The organism is Caballeronia concitans (assembly GCF_001544615.1).
Classification (GTDB): domain Bacteria; phylum Pseudomonadota; class Gammaproteobacteria; order Burkholderiales; family Burkholderiaceae; genus Caballeronia; species Caballeronia concitans.
Genome location: NZ_FCNV02000001.1, coordinates 136,983 through 155,479, shown reverse-complemented (window position 1 = coordinate 155,479; position 18,497 = coordinate 136,983). Strand labels below are relative to the sequence as shown.

The window sequence follows — 18,497 nt, the reverse complement described above, 5'->3', positions numbered from 1 at the left end:
ACTCTACTGCCACCGGAAGTTAACTGCAAGCGAATCGAAAGCTTGAACTATCGCTTGCCCTGTTGCCGAATTTGTTCGAGCGTCGCGCCGGGCGTGCTCTGATCCTGCGGAATGCGAATCTCGATGACGGCGGGCAGCCCCGAACTCACCGCGCGATCGAAAGCGGGCATGAACTGATCCGTCGTCTCGACGAGCTCGCCGTGCGCCCCGAACGCGCGCGCATAGGCGGCGAAATCCGGATTCGTGAGTCCCGTTCCGTGCACGCGATGCGGATAATGCCGCTCCTGATGCATGCGGATCGTGCCGTACTGTGCGTTGTTCACCACGACGAAGATCACCGCCAGCCCGTACTGCATCGCCGTCGCGATTTCGTGGCTCGACATCATGAAGCAGCCGTCGCCGGCAAAGGCGATCACCGTGCGCTCCGGATACAGCGACTTCGCGGCGATGGCTGCGGGCACGCCGTAGCCCATCGCGCCGCTCGTCGGCGCCACCTGCGAGCGGAAATGCCGATACGAATAATGCCGATGCAGCCACGTCGCGTAATTGCCCGCGCCGTTGGTGAGAATCGCGTCGGCGGGCAGACGATCCGCGAGGGCGCGCATGATTTCGCCGAGCTGCACGTCGCCGATCATCGGCTTCGGCTTGCGCCAGTCGAGGTACGACGCGTGCGCCGCCTCGGCCGATCCCGCCCACGCGATGTCCGAAGGCGGATCGAGCGCGGCGAGCATCGATGCGATCTCCGGCATGCCCGACACGATCGGCAAATCCGCGCTATACACGCGCCCGAGTTCCTCCGCGCCCTGATGGACGTGGATGAGCGTCTGCTTCGTCTTCGGGATGTCGAGCAGCGTGTAGCCGCCCGTCGTCGATTCGCCCATGCGCGGGCCGAGCACGAAGAGCACGTCGGCATCGCGCACGCGCGCGGCGAGCGCCGGATTGATGCCGAGGCCGACATCGCCCGCATAGTTCGGATGCTCGTTGTTCAGCGTGTCCTGAAAGCGGAACGCGCAGCCGGCTGGCAACTGCCAGCGCTCGACGAAGCGCGCGAAGTCGTGCGTGGCGTCCTGCGTCCAGCCGCTGCCGCCCGCGATCACGAACGGCTGCTTCGCGTTCGCGAGCGTATCGCGCAGGCGTTCGACCTGCGCCGCCGAGGGCGATGCCGCCACGCGCTGATAACGCGGCGCGGCCGGCACGGCGTCGCACGCTTCGGTCAGCATGTCCTCGGGCAGCGCGAGCACGACCGGCCCCGGACGCCCCGCCGTCGCGACATGAAACGCGTGACTCATGTATTCGGGCACGCGTCGCGGATCGTCGATCTGCGCGACCCACTTCGCCATCTGCCCGAACATGCGCCGATAGTCGATCTCCTGAAATGCCTCGCGATCCATGTGGTCGCGCGCGCATTGGCCGATCAGCAGGATCATCGGCGTCGAATCCTGATACGCCGTGTGCACGCCGATGGACGCGTGCGTGGCGCCCGGGCCGCGCGTCACGATGGCGACGCCGGGACGGCCGGTCAGCTTGCCGACCGCTTCGGCCATGTTCGCCGCGCCCGCCTCGTGGCGGCACACGATGGTCTCTATCTGCCCGATCTCGTCGTGCAGCGAATCGAGCACGGCGAGAAAGCTCTCGCCGGGCACGCAGAACACGCGCTCGACGCCGTGATGCACGAGCGCATCGACGACGAGACGCGCGCCGGTGGTTTGAGAGGAAGCGGTCGAAGCGGGGGAAACATCGGACGCCATGCGTAAAAGTCTCCTGTCGGTGCCGGCCAGCGCTCGACGTCGCTGACCTGGGTCGCGTGAAAGCGGGTTGTCGGTTCTTCCGGCGCGGCTGCGTGCCGCGCGAGCGCCCTACAGCTTACGCCGCGACGCGCCGCCGTGGATGACGCAGGAAGCGGAATCTTTTTCCGCGACGCGCTCGCCGGACGCGTCGCTGCCGTCCATCAGCCGAAATACCCCTTTTTCACACCCTTTATCCAGCGATAGGCGAGGCCTCAAGTTCGCAATAATGGCTTCACTGAAAAGCGGACACGACGAAACATCCGGCGGCGTCCGCCTCGCAAAGATCGCAGTTATTCCTCATCGGGGGCAAGTTTGAACATCCGTAAATTCATTGGCGCGAACAGCCGCGACGCACTGCGACAGGTTCGAGAAGCGCTCGGCCCCGATGCAATCGTATTGTCGAACCGTACGCTCGACGACGGTTCCGTTGAAATCATGAGCGTCGCGGACAGCGATATCGCGTCCATTTCGCCCGCAGCGGAGCAGGCCGCGCCCGCGCCTTTCGCGAGCGCCACGCCGCGCGCCGCGCTCGCCCAGGCAGCGGCCGCTGCGGCCAGGCCGGCCGCGTCGAATCCGTATGCAAGCGGCGACGTGTTCTCCTCCGTGTTCGGCGCGAATACCGACGCCGACGACGAAGCGCCCGCCGATGACGCATCGCGCACGATGGCCGATTCGAATCCGTGGCTGATCGAGCATGCGCGACGCATCGCCGAGCAGGCCGCGACGCCGTCGAACCGGCCGCTGTCGGCATCGTCGGCGATTGCGCGCGGTCTCGGCGTGCCCGTCGCGCCGAAAGCACCGGCCGTCGACAAGACCGAGCACGCGATCCACGCACAGCGCCAGCCCGCGCCGGCGAAGATCGACACGCCCGAGTGGGCGCGCGAAGCCGCGCAAGTCGCCGCCCGCCGCGCCGCGCAGAAGATCAACGCGAGCGCGCCGCAAGTGGACGCATCGCCGGTGGTGAACGCATCGGCTGCATCGGCTGAAGGTGCATTCGAAGGCTTGCCCGCGAACGCGGCGGCTGTCGTCACGGAAGCGATCCGTTCGCGCATGGAGGAGGTCGTCAACGAAACCGTGATGAACGAGCTTTCGTCGATGCGCGCCATGATGGAAGAACACTTCTCGGGTCTGCTCTGGAGCGACCGCCAGCGCCGCACGCCGAGCGACGCCGTGCTGACCAAGCGCCTCTTCGCCGCCGGCTTTTCGGCGCAGCTCGTGCGCATGGTCATCGACAACATGCCGGAGATGGAAAGCGCCGAGCACGCGATGGAATGGGTGCAGCAGGTGCTCGAATCGAATTTGCCGGTGATGGCGAGCGAAGACGCGCTGATGGAACGCGGCGGCGTGTTCGCGCTGATGGGCCCGACGGGCGTCGGCAAGACGACGACCACCGCGAAGCTCGCCGCGCGCTGCGTGATGCGCTTCGGCGCGAGCAAGGTCGCGCTTCTGACGACGGACAGCTACCGGATCGGCGCGCACGAGCAACTGCGCATCTTCGGCAAGATTCTCGGCGTCTCGGTGCATGCGGTGAAGGACGCGGCGGACCTGCAACTCGCGCTGTCCGAGTTGCGCAACAAACACATCGTGCTGATCGACACGATCGGCATGAGCCAGCGCGATCGCATGGTCTCCGACCAGATTTCGATGCTGTGCGGCGCGGGTCATCCGGTGCAGCGCATTCTGCTGCTCAACGCGACGAGCCACGGCGACACGCTGAACGAAGTCGTGCAGGCGTACAAGAGCGCGGTGGATCAGCCGCCGCTCGCGGGCTGCATTCTGACCAAGCTCGACGAAGCGACGAATCTCGGCGGCGTGCTCGACACGGTCATCCGCTACAAGCTGCCGGTGCATTACGTATCGACCGGGCAGAAGGTGCCGGAGAACCTGTACGTCGCGACCAAGCGTTTTCTGATCAAGAGTGCGTTCTGCATTCCGCGCGACGGCTCGCCGTTCGTGCCGCAGGACGAGGAAGTGCCGGCACTGCTCTCCGCATTGTCCGCGCGCGCGACGGCCGAACTTCATGAGGTTCGCTTTGGATAAGCTCGTGCTCGACCAGGCTGAAGGTCTGAGACGGCTTCTCACGCGTGCAGGTTCGCGCGTGGTGGCGGTCACGGGCGGACCGGCGGGCATCGGTTGCACGTCGGCGGTGGTGAATCTCGGCGCGGCGCTCGCCGTGCATGGCAAGGATGTGCTCGTCATCGACGAGCGGCAGAACAGCGCATCGGTGACGCGCATGGCGGGGCTTTCGGATTCGCAGGCGCTCAGCGCGGTGATGTCCGGACGGCAAGCGCTGCAGGACGTGGTGACGCGGACGCCGTTCGGCTTTTCGCTGATCGCAGCGCCCCGCGACGAACGCGTGAGCCACGATGCCGCGCAGTGTCGCGCGCTGCTCGACGGCCCGGCGGACATCGTGTTGATCGACGCGCAGCTGGATCGGCATGGCGCGTTGTCGTCGCTCGCGGCGCAGGCGCATGACTTTCTGATTGTGACGCGCGTGGCCGCGGCGGCGATCACCGAGGCGTACGCGTGCATGAAGCGTCTGCATTACGCGCATGCGATCGGCCAGTTCCGCGTGCTGATGAACCACGTGCAGAACCCGGCCGATGCGGCGGTCGCGTTCGAGAACCTGTCGGGTGTGGCGAGCCGGTATCTGGCTGTGTCGCTCGTGCAGGCGGGATATGTGTCCGAGGATGCGCGCGTCGCTCGGGCGAGGGAGCTCTCGCGCTCGGCGGTGGAAGCGTTTCCGGCTACGGCCGCGGCGCGCGATTACCGCCAGATCGCGGCGGAGCTTCTGCACTGGCCGATGCGTGCCGCGCCTGGTGCGCGCGACGCGGAAGCCGGGGACGAAGCGCGGTTTTTGGTTGACGGGTCTGACAAGGGCGGGCGGGAAACGGTGCGCAGAGCGCCGGCGTTTTCCGGTCATGCATTGAGCAGCACGGCGTCGATGTGATCAAGACAAAGGTGACCCAGATGTACAACGCCCAAGGCAAACTCTCGCAATCCGACGTGCTGACGCGCTATGCGCCGCTCGTGCGTCGACTGGGGTTGCAACTCGTCGCCAAGATGCCGGCGAGTGTGGATCTCGACGATCTGATTCAGGCCGGCATGATCGGCCTGATGGATGCGGCGAGCCGTTACAAGGAAGATCAGGGCGCGCAGTTCGAAACATACGCGAGCCAGCGGATTCGCGGCGCGATGCTCGACGAACTGCGTGCGAACGACTGGTTGCCGCGCAGCATGCGCAAGACGTCGCGCGAAGTGGAATCGGCGGTGCACAAGGTCGAGCAGAGCCTCGGCCGGTCGGCGAGCGAGATGGAGATCGCCGAGCACATGCAACTGCCGCTCGACGAGTATCAGTCGATGCTGCAGGACCTGCACGGCAGCCAGTTGATCTATTACGAAGACTTCGATCGTTCGGCGGATGACGAGCCGTTTCTGGATCGATATTGCGTGGATCGGTCGGACCCGTTGTCGGCGTTGCTCGACGATAGCTTGCGCGGCGCGCTGATCGAGGCGATCGATCGCTTGCCGGAGCGGGAGAAGCTGCTGATGAGCCTCTATTACGAGCGCGGGTTGAATCTGCGGGAGATCGGCGCGGTGATGGAAGTGAGCGAGTCGCGCGTTTGCCAACTGCATAGTCAGGCGGTGGCGCGGCTGCGGGCGAAGTTGCGGGAGCAGGAGTGGACGGGCGTGGAGGCTTGAGGCTTTAGCTCGTGTTTCCGTGGCTTGGCGCGGCGGCTGGGGTCTTGGGTGACTCGGCCGCCGTTGGTTTATTGGGGCTTGATTTTTTCGAGCGATGCAGATTTGCGCTCGGGTTGCTAGCAACTGGTCAGCGCGTCGGCTGTTGCATAACAAAGATGGCGCGCCCGGCTGGGATCGAACCAGCAACCCCTGCCTTCGGAGGGCAGTACTCTATCCATTGAGCTACGGGCGCATCGGCGGAAGGCCTTGCTTGCGGGTGCCGAAAGGCGACAGCAAGACCCATGCGAATCCGAGAGAATACCTGTTTTCGGCAGATCCGTCCATCGCGCGGGGTTCGACGGGCCGCGCGGCATCGGCGAAAATGCGGGTAAACGCCCGCTACACGCCTCGCCGCCCCTACGCCTTCCGTTAAACGTTCCGTCTATAATCGACCGTGCCCTTGGCGACGCAAAGGGCAAAGCCGTAGCCGTCACGCTGTCTGAACCGACTCAATCAAAAAACGGGAGACGAGACAAGCATGAGCGAAGCACCCCACGGAGCCCCGATCAGAACGCCCGCCCAACTCATCGCGGCGGTGATCGCGGGGTTCGGCATCCCGGTCGCCATCATCATTCTGCTGGCCGTCTACGTCGATACCTCGACGCGCACCGGCGCCGGCACCAACATCGACGCTTCCGTCGTCGAGCGCATCGCGCCCGCCGCGAAGGTCGATATCCGCGACGCCAACGCGCCCCGCGTCTACAAAACCGGCGAGGAAGTGTTCAAGGCCGTCTGCTCCACCTGCCACGCGGCGGGCACAGCCGGCGCACCCAAATTCGGCGATGCCGGCGCATGGGCACCGCGCATCGGCGAAGGCTACGACACGCTGCTGCACAACGCGCTCAACGGCAAGGGCGCGATGCCCCCGCGCGGCGGCACCAGCCCCGACGATTACAGCGACTTCGAAATCGCGCGCGCCGTCGTCTATATGGCGAACAACGGCGGCGGCAAGTTCGCGGAACCGGCGCAACCGGCATCGGGCGGGGCGGCATCGGCGGGAGCGTCGGCGCCGGCATCGGCATCGGCTCCGACGGCCGCTTCGGGCGCCACCGAGAACGCGCAGGCCGCAGCCGCCGTCGCCGCGCTGGCGTCCGTGCCGCAGACGGCATCGGCTCCGGCTGCGGGCGCGCAAAGCGCGGATGCATCGCAAGCGGGCAAGGCGCTCTACGAACAGGTCTGCCAGGCGTGTCACGCGGCGGGCGTGCTGAATGCGCCCAAGTTCGGCGATAAAGCCGCCTGGGCGCCGCGCCTCAAGGAGCCGATGGACACCGTCTACAACTACGCGCTCCACGGCAAGGGCGCGATGCCGCCGAAAGGCGGGTCGAACGCGCCGGATGCTGACGTGAAAGCCGCCGTGGATTACATGGTGAACGCGTCGAAGTAACGTCGCGGTGATAGAAAACCCTGCGCACGCATCACGCGTCGCAGGGTTTTTTTCGGGCGTCGATCAGCCCTTTTGCAGCATCGCCTTCAGCATCGCCATCCGGTCTTTCGGCGATAGCGGCGCTTCTTCCGCAGTCGGCGGCGGCGCATCGTCGAGCAGCATCTCGGGGATGAAGCGCGACGGCTCGCACACCACCGTCTCCCGCGCGCGCTTTCTCTTCTTGCACCAGTTCAGATGCAAACTGCGCTGCGCCCGCGTGATCGCCACGTACATCAGCCGGCGCTCTTCCTCGATGCGCGCATCGTCGACGGGGCTGTCATCGTCCGAATTCCCCCGATGCGGCATGATGCCTTCCTCCACGCCCACCAGAAACACGTGCGGATACTCCAGCCCCTTCGACGCATGCACCGTTGAAAGCCGCACCGCGTCGGGATCTTCGTCCTTGCCTTCGAGCATCGACATCAGCGCGACGGTCTGGATCAGGCCGAGCAGGTTCTTGCCGTCGTCGGAGAGACCGTCGGCGGTGTCGTAGCCGGTCTGTTCCGTCTCGGGCGATGCATCCGGCTTCGTGCCCTTGCGCTTCAGCCATTCGCAGAATTCCAGCACGTTCTGCCATTTCGATTGAGCCTGCCGCTCGTCGAAGGCATCGTAGAGATACGCTTCGTAGTGGATGGCTTCCATCATGTCGTCGAGCACGGTGGTCGCCGGATCGCGCGCGGCGCGGTCGGACAGGCGGCGAATCCACTCGCAGAACGTGCGCAGCGGTTCGACCTGACGCGCCGACAGCCGCGCCTCGATGCCGCCCATGAACACCGCCTCGAACAGCGACACCTTCGCCGCGCCCGCGAACGCGCCGAGCGCTTCGAGCGTCGTGTTGCCGACGCCGCGCCGGGGCGTCGTGATCGCGCGGATGAACGCGGGATCGTCGTCGGGATTCGCGATCAGCCGCAAATACGAAATGATGTCCTTGATCTCCGCGCGATCGAAAAACGACTGCCCGCCCGACAGCACGTACGGAATGCGCTCGCGCCGCAGCACCTGCTCGAAAATGCGCGCCTGAAAATTCCCGCGATACAGGATGGCGTAATCGCGAAACGCCGCGCGCCGCTCGAACTTGTGCGCCGAGAGCCGGAACACGACGGATTCGGCTTCGTGCTCTTCGTCGTTGCAGCCGGTGACGGTGATCGTGTCGCCCATGCCGTGCTCGGACCACAGCTTCTTCTCGAAGAGCTTCGGATTGTTCGCGATGACGTTGTTCGCCGCCGTCAGAATGCGCACCGTCGAGCGATAGTTCTGCTCCAGCTTGATGACGTGCAGCTTCGGAAAGTCCTTGCTCAACTGCGCGAGATTCTCGAGCGTCGCGCCGCGCCAGCCGTAGATGGCCTGATCGTCGTCGCCCACGGCGGTGAACGCGGCGCGCGGGCCGGCCAGCAGCTTCAGCAATTCGTACTGACAGGCGTTGGTGTCCTGATATTCGTCGATCAGCAGATAGCGCAGGCGGTTCTGCCACTTCTCGCGCACCTGCTCGTTCTCGGCGAAAAGTTGCGCGGGGCGCAGAATGAGATCGTCGAAATCGAGCGCCTGATACGCGTGCAGCGTCGCGGCATAGCTGCGATAGACGATCGCCGCCTGGTGCTCGTCCTCGTTGCTCGCGAGCACGGACGCCTGATCGGGCGAGACCATCGCGTTCTTCCACAGCGAGATGATCGACTGGATCTTGCGGATCAGGCCCTTGTCCGTGGTGCCGAGCTGTTCCTGGACCATGCCGAAGCAGTCGTCGGAATCCATGATCGAGAACTGCGGTTTCAAGCCGACGTGCTCCGCCTCCTGCCGCATGATCTGCACGCCGAGCGAGTGGAACGTGCAGATGGTCAGCTGATTGACCGGCACCCTACGGCCTTCCTTGCCGGGCGTGGTGAGCGTCTTGCCTTCGAGCAGCTTCGCGGTGCGCTCGCGCATTTCGAGCGCGGCCTTGTTCGTGAAGGTAAGCGCGGCGATGTGCTTCGGCTCGAAGCCGCGTCCTTCGATCAGATGCGCGATCTTCTGCGTGATGACGCGCGTCTTGCCGCTGCCCGCGCCGGCGAGCACGAGACAGGGACCATCGAGATAGCGCACCGCTTCGCTTTGCGCGGCGTTGAGACCTGCGGACATCGTTCTGGACTTTGGAGAGTGAGGCGAGCGGCGAGCAGTAAAAAAACACCGCCGCTGATGGACTGCGAGACCGCGCACGAGACGATGCACGCGCGCGGCGAATTCGAGAGCGCGATGTTAACACGATAGAACGCGGCGGGTTTTGGCCCTCGTTCGTTTCATGGTGGCGGCGTTTCGGGCGCGTGCCACAATATCGAGTCGATTCACGATCCACGATTCACCACAGGATGATGCCCACATGAGTTCAGCACTGAAAGTCGGCCTGATGGGCTATGGACTTGCCGGCGCGACGTTTCACGCGCCCGTCATCGAGCATTGCGGACGCGCGAGCGTGGCAGCCATCGCGACGAGCCAGGCCGAGCGCGCGCAGGCCGACTATCCGGACGCACGAATCGTCGCCGACTTCGATGCGCTGCTCGCCATCGACGACATCGCGTGCATCGTCATCGCCACGCCGAACGACACGCACTTCGATCTCGCGCGGCGCGCGTTGTCGGCGGGCAGGCACGTGGTCGTCGACAAGCCGGTGACGCTTTCCGCACGCGATGCCCGCGCGCTCGCCGATCTCGCCGCCGAGCGCGGTTTGCTGTTCGCGCCGTTCCACAATCGCCGCTGGGATGGCGATTTCATGACGGCGCGCGCGCTGATCGAGAGCGGGCGGCTCGGGCGCATCACGCATTACGAATCGCATTTCGACCGTTTTCGCCCGAAAGTGCCGCAGCGGTGGCGCGAGGAAGCGGCGCGCGGCGGCGGCTTGTTGTTCGATCTCGGGCCGCATCTGATCGATCAGGCGCTGGCGCTTTTCGGCGCGCCGCAGACGGTGACGGCGTTCGTGAAGGCGCATCGTGATCACGCGCACGCGCCGGATTACGTGCATCTCGTGCTCGGTTATGCGGACAAGGAGGTCGTCTTGCACGCAAGCGCGCTGGCCGCGCTTGAGCCGCCGCGTTTCGCGATCCACGGCACGCGCGGCAGTTACGTGAAGACGGGCCTCGATGTGCAGGAAGATCAGTTGCGCTCGGGCATGCGTCCGGGCGATGCGGGCTTCGGCAAGAATCCGCCGGGACTGCTGCGCGAAGTGGATGGCGATCACGATCTGCGCCACGAATTCGCCACGCGCGATGGCGCTTACGTGGAGTTTTATCGTGCGCTGGCGGCGTCGGTGCTGGATGGCAAGGCGTTCCCCGTGACGCCGCAGGATGCGGTGGATACGATGACGATCATCGAACTGGCGACGCAGAGCGAGCGGGAAGGGCGGCGGATGGAGTTTGTGAGGGGGTGACTCTCACCCCCGCCTGATGCTTCCCGATGTCGTGCTGACATTCCCGCCGACATCGCGGCAAGCGACGTTTCCCGAAACCGTGTGCACCGACCCGCCGACATCGCCGCAATACACGTTTCCCGACACGGTCGACACGACCCCCGCCTGCCCATGCACGGTGAGCTTGCCACAAGCGTCGACGTCGATCTTTTCGACGTCGCCATAAATCTCGATGGTCACGCTCGGCGAGCTATCGCCGCTGACGACTTCGCCGTCGACGGTCACTTGCTTGCCGCGAATGGAAATGTTCTTGCCGGTGACCGTCCGGCCGTTGATGGTGACGGATGCCATGACCATTCCAGAGTAAGTTGCAAACCCCGAGTGTAGGCGCGCGCCGCGCCGCAAAAGTAACGATTCGTGCCCATCACACCCGGCCGATTCAGGCAATCGCAGCGGTCCGAATCCGTTTGACAAGGCCATTTGCGTCGCGTAAATTCTGCCGCACGCGTCGGGAGAGCGCGTGGCCGCCGCTGTGCGAAAAATCAGCGGACGCCGCGCCGCCGAAGGGGCACACCCGCAAACTCTCAGGCAAAAGGACCGGCCGCGTCGAGGAAGCATTTCCTCGCACTCTGGAGAGCGGCAGCGGCTTCGTCGAACGAGGCCAGTTGCCCACCGAAGGGGCGCGCGATGGACCATCGGCACACGCCGGTGTCCGCGCAATCTCTCAGGTACCGAGGACAGAGGGGTCACGCATCGCAACCGCATCGCGGTCGCGCCTCCTTGCCGCATCGAGCGGCGCGAAGGCGCATTTCCGCTGACGGACGTTCGCTGCGTGGCCTTTTTTGTCTGGCGAACCGAGGCCCCGATGACTTCTCTTCAACACACACCCTTGCATGCCGCACACCTCGCGCTCAACGCGCGCATGGTCGATTTCGGCGGCTGGGACATGCCCGTCAACTACGGTTCGCAAATCGACGAACACCGCGCCGTGCGCACCGACGCCGGCATGTTCGACGTCTCCCACATGCGCGTCGTCGATTTCCACGGCGAGGCCGTCCGCGACTTCTTCCGCTACGCGATCGCCAACAACGTCGACAAACTCACGACGCCCGGCAAAGCGCTCTATTCGTGCCTGCTCAAGAGCGACGGCGGCGTGATCGACGACCTCATCGTCTATTACTTTTCCGAGACGTATTTCCGCGTGGTCGTGAATGCGAGCACGGCGGACAAGGACATCGCGTGGTTCGGGCAGTTGAACGCGGAAGGCGAATTCAATCTGTCGATCACGCCGCGCGGCGATCTCGGCATCATCGCGGTGCAGGGGCCCAACGCGCGCGAAAAAGTCTGGCAAGTGCTGCCCGACACGCGCGGGCAGACGCAGGACATCAAGCCGTTCAACGCAGTCAATTTTCCGTCCACCGCATTCGGCGAGCTGATGCTCGCGCGCACCGGCTATACCGGCGAGGACGGCTTCGAAATCGTCGTTTCGGCGACGCACGTCGAAGCGCTCTGGAACGCGCTGCACGCAGCCGGCGTGACGCCCGCCGGCCTCGGCGCGCGCGACACGCTGCGTCTGGAAGCCGGCATGAATCTCTACGGCCAGGACATGGACGAAAACGTGTCGCCGCTCGACGCGGGCCTCGCCTGGACGGTCGATCTCAAGACGCCGCGCGATTTCGTCGGCCGCGCGGCGCTGGAAGCGAACGGCTCGAAGGCGAGCTTCGTCGGATTGGTGCTCATCAAGGAAAACGGTCGTGCGGGCGGCGTGCTGCGCGCGCATCAGAAAGTCGTCACGCCGCACGGCGACGGCGAAATCACGAGCGGCACGTTTTCCCCGTCGATGCAGGAATCCATTGCGTTCGCCCGCGTCCCGACGGCGGTCGCACCGGGCGATACGGTGCAGGTCGTCATCCGCGACAAGCAAGTCCCCGCGCGCGTGGTAAAACTTCCGTTCGTGCGCAACGGCAAGGTTCTCGTGGACCTTCAATAAGCCGGATGCGCGCGTCCCACCGATCAAGAAACTCACGAACGAACCACGCAAGGAGCATCCAATGAGCATCCCGGCCGATCTGAAATACACCGAATCGCACGAATGGGTCCGCACGGAATCCGACGGCACGCTGACCGTCGGCATTACCGATCACGCGCAGGAAGCGCTCGGCGACATCGTGTTCGTCGAACTGCCGGCGGCGGGCAAGTCCGTTGCGGCGGGCGACGCGATCGCCGTCATCGAATCGGTGAAAGCGGCATCCGACATCTACGCGCCGGTCTCGGGCGAAGTGGTCGCCGCGAATGACGCGCTGACTTCGTCGCCGGATCAGGTGAACGGCGCGCCGTACGAAAGCTGGCTCTTCAAGATCAAGCCCGCAAGCGACGCGGGCCTCGAGAAGCTGCTCGACGCCGAAGGCTACGGCAAGTCGATCGGCGAATAACTTATCTCATGGACGAAGGCCGCCGCGCCTTCGTCGTCAGTCGGAATTCACATGAAGCTCGAACACCCGGATCGCCTGATGAACCGCACCTCCCTGTCACTCGCCGCGCTCGAATGCCACGATGCGTTCGCCGGCCGGCACATCGGTCCCGACGACGCCGATCAGCGCGCCATGCTCGACGCGCTCGGTTTCGCATCGCGCGCGGCTTTCATCGACGCGGTGATTCCCGAAACGATCCGCCGCAAGGAGACGCTGCCGCTCGCCGCGTTCACGCAGCCGAAGAGCGAGGCGGAAGCGCTCGCGTCGCTGCGCAAGCTCGCGGACGAGAATCTGGTGTTTCGAACCTTCATCGGCCAGGGTTACTACGGCACGCACACGCCGACCGTGATCCTGCGCAACGTGCTCGAAAATCCGGCGTGGTACACGGCGTACACGCCGTATCAGCCGGAAATCTCGCAAGGGCGGCTCGAAGCGCTGCTCAATTTCCAGCAGATGGTGATGGACCTGACGGGCCTCGCGATGGCGAATGCATCGCTGCTCGACGAAGCCACCGCCGCAGCCGAAGCCATGACGCTCCTGCAACGCGTCGGCAAGCCGAAATCGAACGTGTTCTACGTCGCGGACGACGTGCTGCCGCAGACCATCGAAGTGGTGAAGACGCGCGCGAAACCGGCGGGTATCGAAGTCAAGGTCGGGCCGGCTGCGGACGCCGCGAGCGCGAACGCGTTCGGCGTGCTGCTGCAATATCCCGGCGCAAACGGCGATGTCCGCGACTACCGCGCGCTCGCTGAAGCCATTCACGCGGCGGGCGGCCATGTGGTCGCGGCGGCGGACCTGCTGGCGCTCACGCTCATCACGCCGCCGGGCGAATGGGGCGCGGACGTCGCCATCGGCAATACGCAGCGTTTCGGCGTGCCGGTCGGCTTCGGCGGTCCGCACGCGGCGTACATGGCCGTGCGCGACGAATTCAAGCGCCAGATGCCGGGGCGTCTCGTCGGCGTGACCGTCGACGCGCAAGGCAATTCCGCGCTGCGTCTCGCGCTGCAGACGCGCGAACAGCACATCCGCCGCGAGAAGGCGACGTCGAATGTCTGCACGGCGCAGGCGCTGCTCGCGATCATGGCGAGCATGTACGCGGTGTATCACGGCCCGCAAGGTCTGAAGACGATCGCGCTGCGCGTGAACCGCGTCGCGTCGATTTTCGCGGCGGGCGTCGCGAAGCTCGGCTACAGCATCGCCAACGAAACGTTCTTCGATACCGTCACCATCGACAGCGGCGCGAACACCAACGCGCTGCATCAGGCCGCGTATGCCGCGCATATCAACCTGCGCCGCGTGAGCGCGAGTCAGGTCGGCGTATCGCTCGATGAAACCACCACGCGCGACGACTTGCAGAAGCTCTTCGCGCTCTTCGCGGATGTCGCGGGCAAGACCGAAACGTTCGATATCGACGCGCTCGACGCCGCGCTGAAAGACTCGCTTCCGGCCGACCTCAAGCGCACGAGCGATTACCTCACGCATCCGGTCTTCAACCGCCATCACTCCGAACACGAAATGCTGCGCTATCTGCGCAGCCTCGCCGACAAGGACCTGGCGCTCGACCGCACGATGATCCCGCTCGGTTCCTGCACGATGAAGCTCAACGCCACGTCGGAAATGCTGCCGGTCACGTGGCCCGAGTTCGCGCAGATTCACCCTTTCGCGCCCGCCGAGCAGACGGTCGGCTATCGCACGATGATCGATCAGCTCGAACAGATGCTCGTCGCGTGCACGGGTTACGCGGCTGTTTCGCTGCAGCCGAACGCGGGATCGCAGGGCGAATACGCGGGCTTGCTGATCATTCACGCGTATCACGAGTCGCGCGGGGAAGGGCATCGCAATGTGTGTCTGATTCCGGCGTCCGCGCACGGCACGAATCCGGCATCGGCGCAAATGGCGGGCATGCAGGTGGTCGTCGTCGCGTGCGATTCGAACGGCAATGTCGATATCGACGACCTGAAGGCGAAGGCCGAAAAGCATTCGGCGAATCTCGCGGCGATCATGATCACCTATCCGTCGACGCACGGCGTCTTCGAGCGCAATGTCCGCGAGATTTGCGACATCGTGCATCAGCACGGCGGGCAAGTTTATGTCGATGGCGCGAACATGAACGCGATGGTCGGCCTCTGCGCCCCCGGCCAGTTCGGCGGCGACGTCTCGCACCTGAACCTGCACAAGACGTTCTGCATTCCACACGGCGGCGGCGGGCCGGGCGTCGGTCCGGTCGCGGTCGGCGCGCATCTCGCGAAGTTCCTGCCGAACCAGACGTCCACCGGTTACAAGCGCGACGAAGCGGGCATTGGCGCGGTGTCGTCGGCGCCTTACGGATCGGCCGCGATCCTGCCGATCTCGTGGATGTACATTGCGATGATGGGCGCGCAGGGGCTCACCGCTGCCACCGAAAGCGCGATCCTCGCGGCGAACTATGTGGCGAAGCGCCTCGCGCCGCATTTTCCGGTGCTGTACAGCGGCGCGGGCGGACTCGTCGCGCACGAGTGCATTCTCGACGTGCGGCCGATCAAGGAAGCGAGCGGCATTTCGGTGGAAGACGTGGCCAAGCGTCTGATCGACTATGGCTTCCACGCGCCGACCATGAGCTTCCCCGTCCCCGGCACGCTGATGGTCGAGCCGACGGAATCGGAATCGAAGGAAGAGCTGGACCGCTTCATCGACGCGATGATCGCCATTCGCGAAGAAATTCGCGCGGTGGAAGAAGGCCGCGCCGATCGCGAGGACAACGTGCTGAAGAACGCGCCGCACACGGCGGCGGTCGTCACCGCGGATGAGTGGAATCACGCGTACACGCGCGAGGCGGCGGCGTATCCGGTGAAGTCGCTGGTGGCGCGCAAGTACTGGTCGCCGGTAGGCCGCGCGGACAACGCGTATGGAGACCGCAACCTCATGTGCTCGTGCGTGCCGGTTTCGGAGTACGCGGACGCGTGACGCTGCGGCGCGCCGCGAGTCGCCGGCAAGCGTCACGCATTGTCGGCGAGCTTGCGGCGCGTTCGGGAACGGCTAACATCTCACCCCTGACCAAAGCAATCAGGGAGTTCATATGACGCGGAAGGTGCGAAAGGTGAACGAGGCGAGCCGTTTTTCGATGAAGCCCGCCACGCTGGCCGCGCTTTGCACGCTGCTGGCAGCGCCTGCCGCGCACGCGGCGATGAACTTCTGCGCCGCGCCCGCCATGCAGGCGAGCGAACGCATTCAGGCCGATCCGGGCGTGAAGGCGCTGGTGCAGTCGGTGCAATCGCATGTGGACGATCAGCCGAAGCCGCGCGCCACGCTGCACACGGAAGGCACGCTGCCGCACGAAGGCATTTACGATCAAAGCGTCGAAGCGGAGCGCGATCTCGACCTCATGCGCGACGCCGCGCTCGCGTGGCGCGCGACGGGCAACGAACGCTATCTGCGCCTCGTCGACCGCTTTCTGCTGGCGTGGACGACGACGTACCGGTCGAGCTTCAATCCGATCGACGAGACGAACTTCGAATCGCTGATCCTCGCCTACGACCTGACGGCGAGCGCGCTGCCCGTGAAGACGCGCAACGCGGCGAACGCGTTCATCGCGAAGATGGTGACGGGCTATATCGCCGACATCGACAAACAGGCGCGCCCGCTCAAGGGCACGTACCGGAACAACTGGCAGAGTCATCGCGTGAAGCTGGTGGCGATGGGCGCGTTCACCATCGACGATCGCAAGCTGATCAACGCGGCGCAGCGGCTCTTCGTGGAGCATATCGGCGACAACATCGCGCCGGATGGATCGACGGTCGATTTCTCCGAACGCGATGCGCTGCACTACGTCACGTATGACCTGCAGCCGCTCGTGACGGCGGCGCTCGCCGCGCGTCGCCACAATCGCAACTGGCTGCCGGAGCGCGCGACGACCGGCGCGACCTTGGCCGATGCGCTCAACTGGCTCACGCCATATGCGCTCGGCACCCGAACGCACGACGAGTTCGTGCATTCGACCGTACCTTTCGATGCAAAGCGTCGCGAGGCCGGCCTGCCGGGTTTTTCGGGCCAATGGGACCCGAAGAACGCGGCGGAACTCTTTCATCTGGCGGCGCGTCTGGACGGCCGCTATGCGCCGGTGGCATTGCGGCTCGCGCCGACGCCGCCCGCGTGGCTCGCGGTGTGTTTGCCGCTGCCGGCGCGTTAATCATTCAGCAGGAACAGTCATGGCAGTCAGCGTTTTCGATCTCTTCAAAATCGGCATTGGACCTTCGAGTTCACACACCGTCGGACCCATGCGCGCCGCGTTGATGTTCGCGCAAGGGCTCGAGCGCGACGGGCTGCTGGGCGCGGTGGCATCGGTGAAATGCGAGCTGTACGGATCGCTCGGTGCGACCGGAAAGGGCCACGGCACGGATCGCGGCGTGATGCTCGGCCTGATGGGCGATGCCCCCGATACCGTCGATGCTTCGAGCATCGTTCCGAGACTCGAGGCCGTGCGCACGTCGAAGACGCTTGCGCTGCTCGGCACGCACGACATTCCGTTCGCGCTGAAGGAGAACATCGCGTTTTATCGGCAGGCGCTGCCGGAGCATCCGAACGGCATGAAGCTGCATGCATTCGATGCGAACGGTCAGCTCTTGCGCGAAGCGACGTATCTGTCGGTGGGCGGCGGCTTCGTGGTGACGGCGGGCGCGGCGAACACGGCGGTGCTGACGGCGCACGAGCAGTTGCCGTATCCGTTCCACACCGGCGACGAGCTGATGAAGATGTGCGCCGAATCCGGCAAGTCGATTGCGCAACTGATGTGGGAAAACGAGCGCATCTGGCGCAGCGAAGACGAGATTCGCGCGGGCCTCATGCGCATCTGGGATGTGATGCAGGATTGCGTCGCGCGCGGGTGCGGAATCGGCAATCCGGAAGCGGACGGCAACTTGCCCGGTCCGTTCCAGGTAAAGCGCCGTGCGCCGCAGCTTTATCGCGCGCTGGCGGGGAAGCCTGAGCAGGCGCTGCGCGATCCGTTATCGATGATCGACTGGATCAATCTGTACGCGATCGCCGTGAACGAAGAGAACGCGGTCGGCGGACGCGTCGTGACGGCGCCGACGAACGGCGCGGCGGGCATCATCCCGGCCGTGCTGCATTACTACGACCGCTTCGTGCCGGGATCGAATGCGCAGGGCGTGATCGACTTTCTGCTGACGGCGGCGGCCATCGGCATTCTATACAAGATGAACGCATCGATTTCGGGCGCGGAAGTCGGGTGTCAGGGCGAAGTGGGCGTCGCGTGCTCGATGGCGGCGGGCGCGCTCGCGGCGGTGCTCGGCGGCACGCCGGCTCAAGTGGAGAACGCGGCGGAAATCGGCATGGAGCACAACCTGGGACTGACGTGCGATCCGGTCGGCGGGATGGTGCAGATTCCGTGCATCGAGCGAAACGCGATGGGATCGGTGAAGGCCGTGAACGCCGCGCGCATGGCGATGCGCGGGGATGGGTCGCACTATGTGTCGCTCGATTCGGTCATCAAGACGATGCGCGAGACCGGCGCGGATATGAAGACGAAGTACAAGGAGACTTCGCGCGGCGGGTTGGCGGTGAATATCGTGGAGTGTTGAGGCGGGGGCAATGAGCGCGTGCGGCCTGCCCTCAGCCGTACGCGATTCCCGCACTTGGCGATTGGAATAAAGCGTTACGACCAAGCTGCCGCATACCGGGCAACACTAATATCGGAGTTTGCCATTTAG

13 protein-coding genes, 1 tRNA gene and 2 riboswitches are annotated in these 18,497 nt (G+C 65.1%); of the genes, 10 read left to right on the top strand and 4 right to left on the bottom strand.

Features of this window, described 5'->3' with window-relative positions; all coding sequences use genetic code 11:
* Positions 1-47: 47 nt before the first annotated feature.
* Complete coding sequence (locus AWB72_RS00720; RefSeq protein ID WP_040052843.1) at positions 48-1,748, bottom strand: thiamine pyrophosphate-binding protein; 1,701 nt, start codon at positions 1,746-1,748, stop codon at positions 48-50.
* A 351-nt stretch (positions 1,749-2,099) separates the two neighbouring features.
* On the opposite strand from AWB72_RS00720, the gene flhF reads away from it, so the two are divergent.
* From flhF to AWB72_RS00705, 3 genes are read left to right on the top strand one after another with little or no spacing between them, the layout of a single operon-like run.
* Complete coding sequence (gene flhF / locus AWB72_RS00715; protein WP_040052844.1) at positions 2,100-3,827, top strand: flagellar biosynthesis GTPase FlhF; 1,728 nt, start codon at positions 2,100-2,102, stop codon at positions 3,825-3,827.
* On the top strand, positions 3,820-4,737 hold the full coding sequence (locus AWB72_RS00710; protein WP_040052845.1) for a MinD/ParA family ATP-binding protein: 918 nt from the start codon (positions 3,820-3,822) through the stop codon (positions 4,735-4,737). Before flhF ends, AWB72_RS00710 begins: the two co-directional genes overlap by 8 nt.
* 20 nt (positions 4,738-4,757) lie before the next feature.
* Positions 4,758-5,489 (top strand): RNA polymerase sigma factor FliA, encoded by a 732-nt coding sequence (locus AWB72_RS00705; RefSeq protein ID WP_040052846.1) that lies wholly within the window; start codon positions 4,758-4,760, stop codon positions 5,487-5,489.
* A 156-nt stretch (positions 5,490-5,645) separates the two neighbouring features.
* Here AWB72_RS00705 and AWB72_RS00700 read toward each other — a convergent pair.
* Positions 5,646-5,721, bottom strand: a tRNA-Arg gene (locus AWB72_RS00700).
* Positions 5,722-6,006: 285 nt separating this feature from the next.
* Between AWB72_RS00700 and AWB72_RS00695 the strand changes: the two genes are divergently transcribed.
* Positions 6,007-6,912, top strand: a complete 906-nt coding sequence (locus AWB72_RS00695; RefSeq protein WP_040052847.1) for a c-type cytochrome — start codon at positions 6,007-6,009, stop codon at positions 6,910-6,912.
* A 63-nt stretch (positions 6,913-6,975) separates the two neighbouring features.
* On the opposite strand, the gene AWB72_RS00690 is transcribed toward AWB72_RS00695, so the two are convergent.
* Positions 6,976-9,063, bottom strand: a complete 2,088-nt coding sequence (locus AWB72_RS00690; RefSeq protein ID WP_040052848.1) for a UvrD-helicase domain-containing protein — start codon at positions 9,061-9,063, stop codon at positions 6,976-6,978.
* A 238-nt stretch (positions 9,064-9,301) separates the two neighbouring features.
* On the opposite strand from AWB72_RS00690, the gene AWB72_RS00685 reads away from it, so the two are divergent.
* Entirely contained in the window at positions 9,302-10,345 is a 1,044-nt protein-coding gene (locus tag AWB72_RS00685; RefSeq protein WP_040052849.1) for an oxidoreductase, read from the top strand.
* A gap of 3 nt (positions 10,346-10,348) precedes the next feature.
* Here the strand turns inward: AWB72_RS00685 and AWB72_RS00680 are convergent, their stop codons facing one another.
* Positions 10,349-10,675 carry a hypothetical protein gene (locus AWB72_RS00680; RefSeq protein WP_143754567.1) on the bottom strand — a complete coding sequence of 109 codons (327 nt, stop codon included), beginning with the start codon at positions 10,673-10,675 and terminating at the stop codon, positions 10,349-10,351.
* A gap of 148 nt (positions 10,676-10,823) precedes the next feature.
* A riboswitch (glycine riboswitch) is annotated at positions 10,824-10,935 on the top strand.
* Positions 10,936-10,943: 8 nt separating this feature from the next.
* A riboswitch (glycine riboswitch) is annotated at positions 10,944-11,075 on the top strand.
* A 114-nt stretch (positions 11,076-11,189) separates the two neighbouring features.
* On the opposite strand from AWB72_RS00680, the gene gcvT reads away from it, so the two are divergent.
* The 5 genes from gcvT to AWB72_RS00655 all read left to right on the top strand — a co-directional run bounded on the left by gcvT (position 11,190) and on the right by AWB72_RS00655 (position 18,368).
* Positions 11,190-12,314, top strand: a complete 1,125-nt coding sequence (gene gcvT / locus AWB72_RS00675; RefSeq protein ID WP_040052851.1) for a glycine cleavage system aminomethyltransferase GcvT — start codon at positions 11,190-11,192, stop codon at positions 12,312-12,314.
* A gap of 61 nt (positions 12,315-12,375) precedes the next feature.
* Complete coding sequence (gcvH, locus tag AWB72_RS00670; protein ID WP_040052852.1) at positions 12,376-12,756, top strand: glycine cleavage system protein GcvH; 381 nt, start codon at positions 12,376-12,378, stop codon at positions 12,754-12,756.
* Between the two features lie 51 nt (positions 12,757-12,807).
* Complete coding sequence (gene gcvP / locus AWB72_RS00665) at positions 12,808-15,738, top strand: aminomethyl-transferring glycine dehydrogenase (protein WP_040052853.1); 2,931 nt, start codon at positions 12,808-12,810, stop codon at positions 15,736-15,738.
* Positions 15,739-15,850: 112 nt separating this feature from the next.
* Positions 15,851-16,960 (top strand): alginate lyase family protein, encoded by a 1,110-nt coding sequence (locus AWB72_RS00660; protein WP_040052854.1) that lies wholly within the window; start codon positions 15,851-15,853, stop codon positions 16,958-16,960.
* A 19-nt stretch (positions 16,961-16,979) separates the two neighbouring features.
* Positions 16,980-18,368, top strand: a complete 1,389-nt coding sequence (locus AWB72_RS00655) for an L-serine ammonia-lyase (RefSeq protein ID WP_040052855.1) — start codon at positions 16,980-16,982, stop codon at positions 18,366-18,368.
* Positions 18,369-18,497: the final 129 nt, after the last annotated feature.

Excerpts from the sequence above, each read along its gene's own strand:
- AWB72_RS00720 (WP_040052843.1), bottom strand. The coding sequence starts at position 1,748 with ATGGCGTCCGATGTTTCCCCCGCTTCGACCGCTTCCTCTCAAACCACC.
- AWB72_RS00705 (WP_040052846.1), top strand. The coding sequence starts at position 4,758 with ATGTACAACGCCCAAGGCAAACTCTCGCAATCCGACGTGCTGACGCGC.
- AWB72_RS00695 (WP_040052847.1), top strand. The coding sequence starts at position 6,007 with ATGAGCGAAGCACCCCACGGAGCCCCGATCAGAACGCCCGCCCAACTC.
- AWB72_RS00690 (WP_040052848.1), bottom strand. The coding sequence starts at position 9,063 with ATGTCCGCAGGTCTCAACGCCGCGCAAAGCGAAGCGGTGCGCTATCTC.
- AWB72_RS00685 (WP_040052849.1), top strand. The coding sequence starts at position 9,302 with ATGAGTTCAGCACTGAAAGTCGGCCTGATGGGCTATGGACTTGCCGGC.
- AWB72_RS00680 (WP_143754567.1), bottom strand. The coding sequence starts at position 10,675 with ATGGCATCCGTCACCATCAACGGCCGGACGGTCACCGGCAAGAACATT.
- gcvT (WP_040052851.1), top strand. The coding sequence starts at position 11,190 with ATGACTTCTCTTCAACACACACCCTTGCATGCCGCACACCTCGCGCTC.
- gcvH (WP_040052852.1), top strand. The coding sequence starts at position 12,376 with ATGAGCATCCCGGCCGATCTGAAATACACCGAATCGCACGAATGGGTC.
- gcvP (WP_040052853.1), top strand. The coding sequence starts at position 12,808 with ATGAAGCTCGAACACCCGGATCGCCTGATGAACCGCACCTCCCTGTCA.
- AWB72_RS00660 (WP_040052854.1), top strand. The coding sequence starts at position 15,851 with ATGACGCGGAAGGTGCGAAAGGTGAACGAGGCGAGCCGTTTTTCGATG.
- AWB72_RS00655 (WP_040052855.1), top strand. The coding sequence starts at position 16,980 with ATGGCAGTCAGCGTTTTCGATCTCTTCAAAATCGGCATTGGACCTTCG.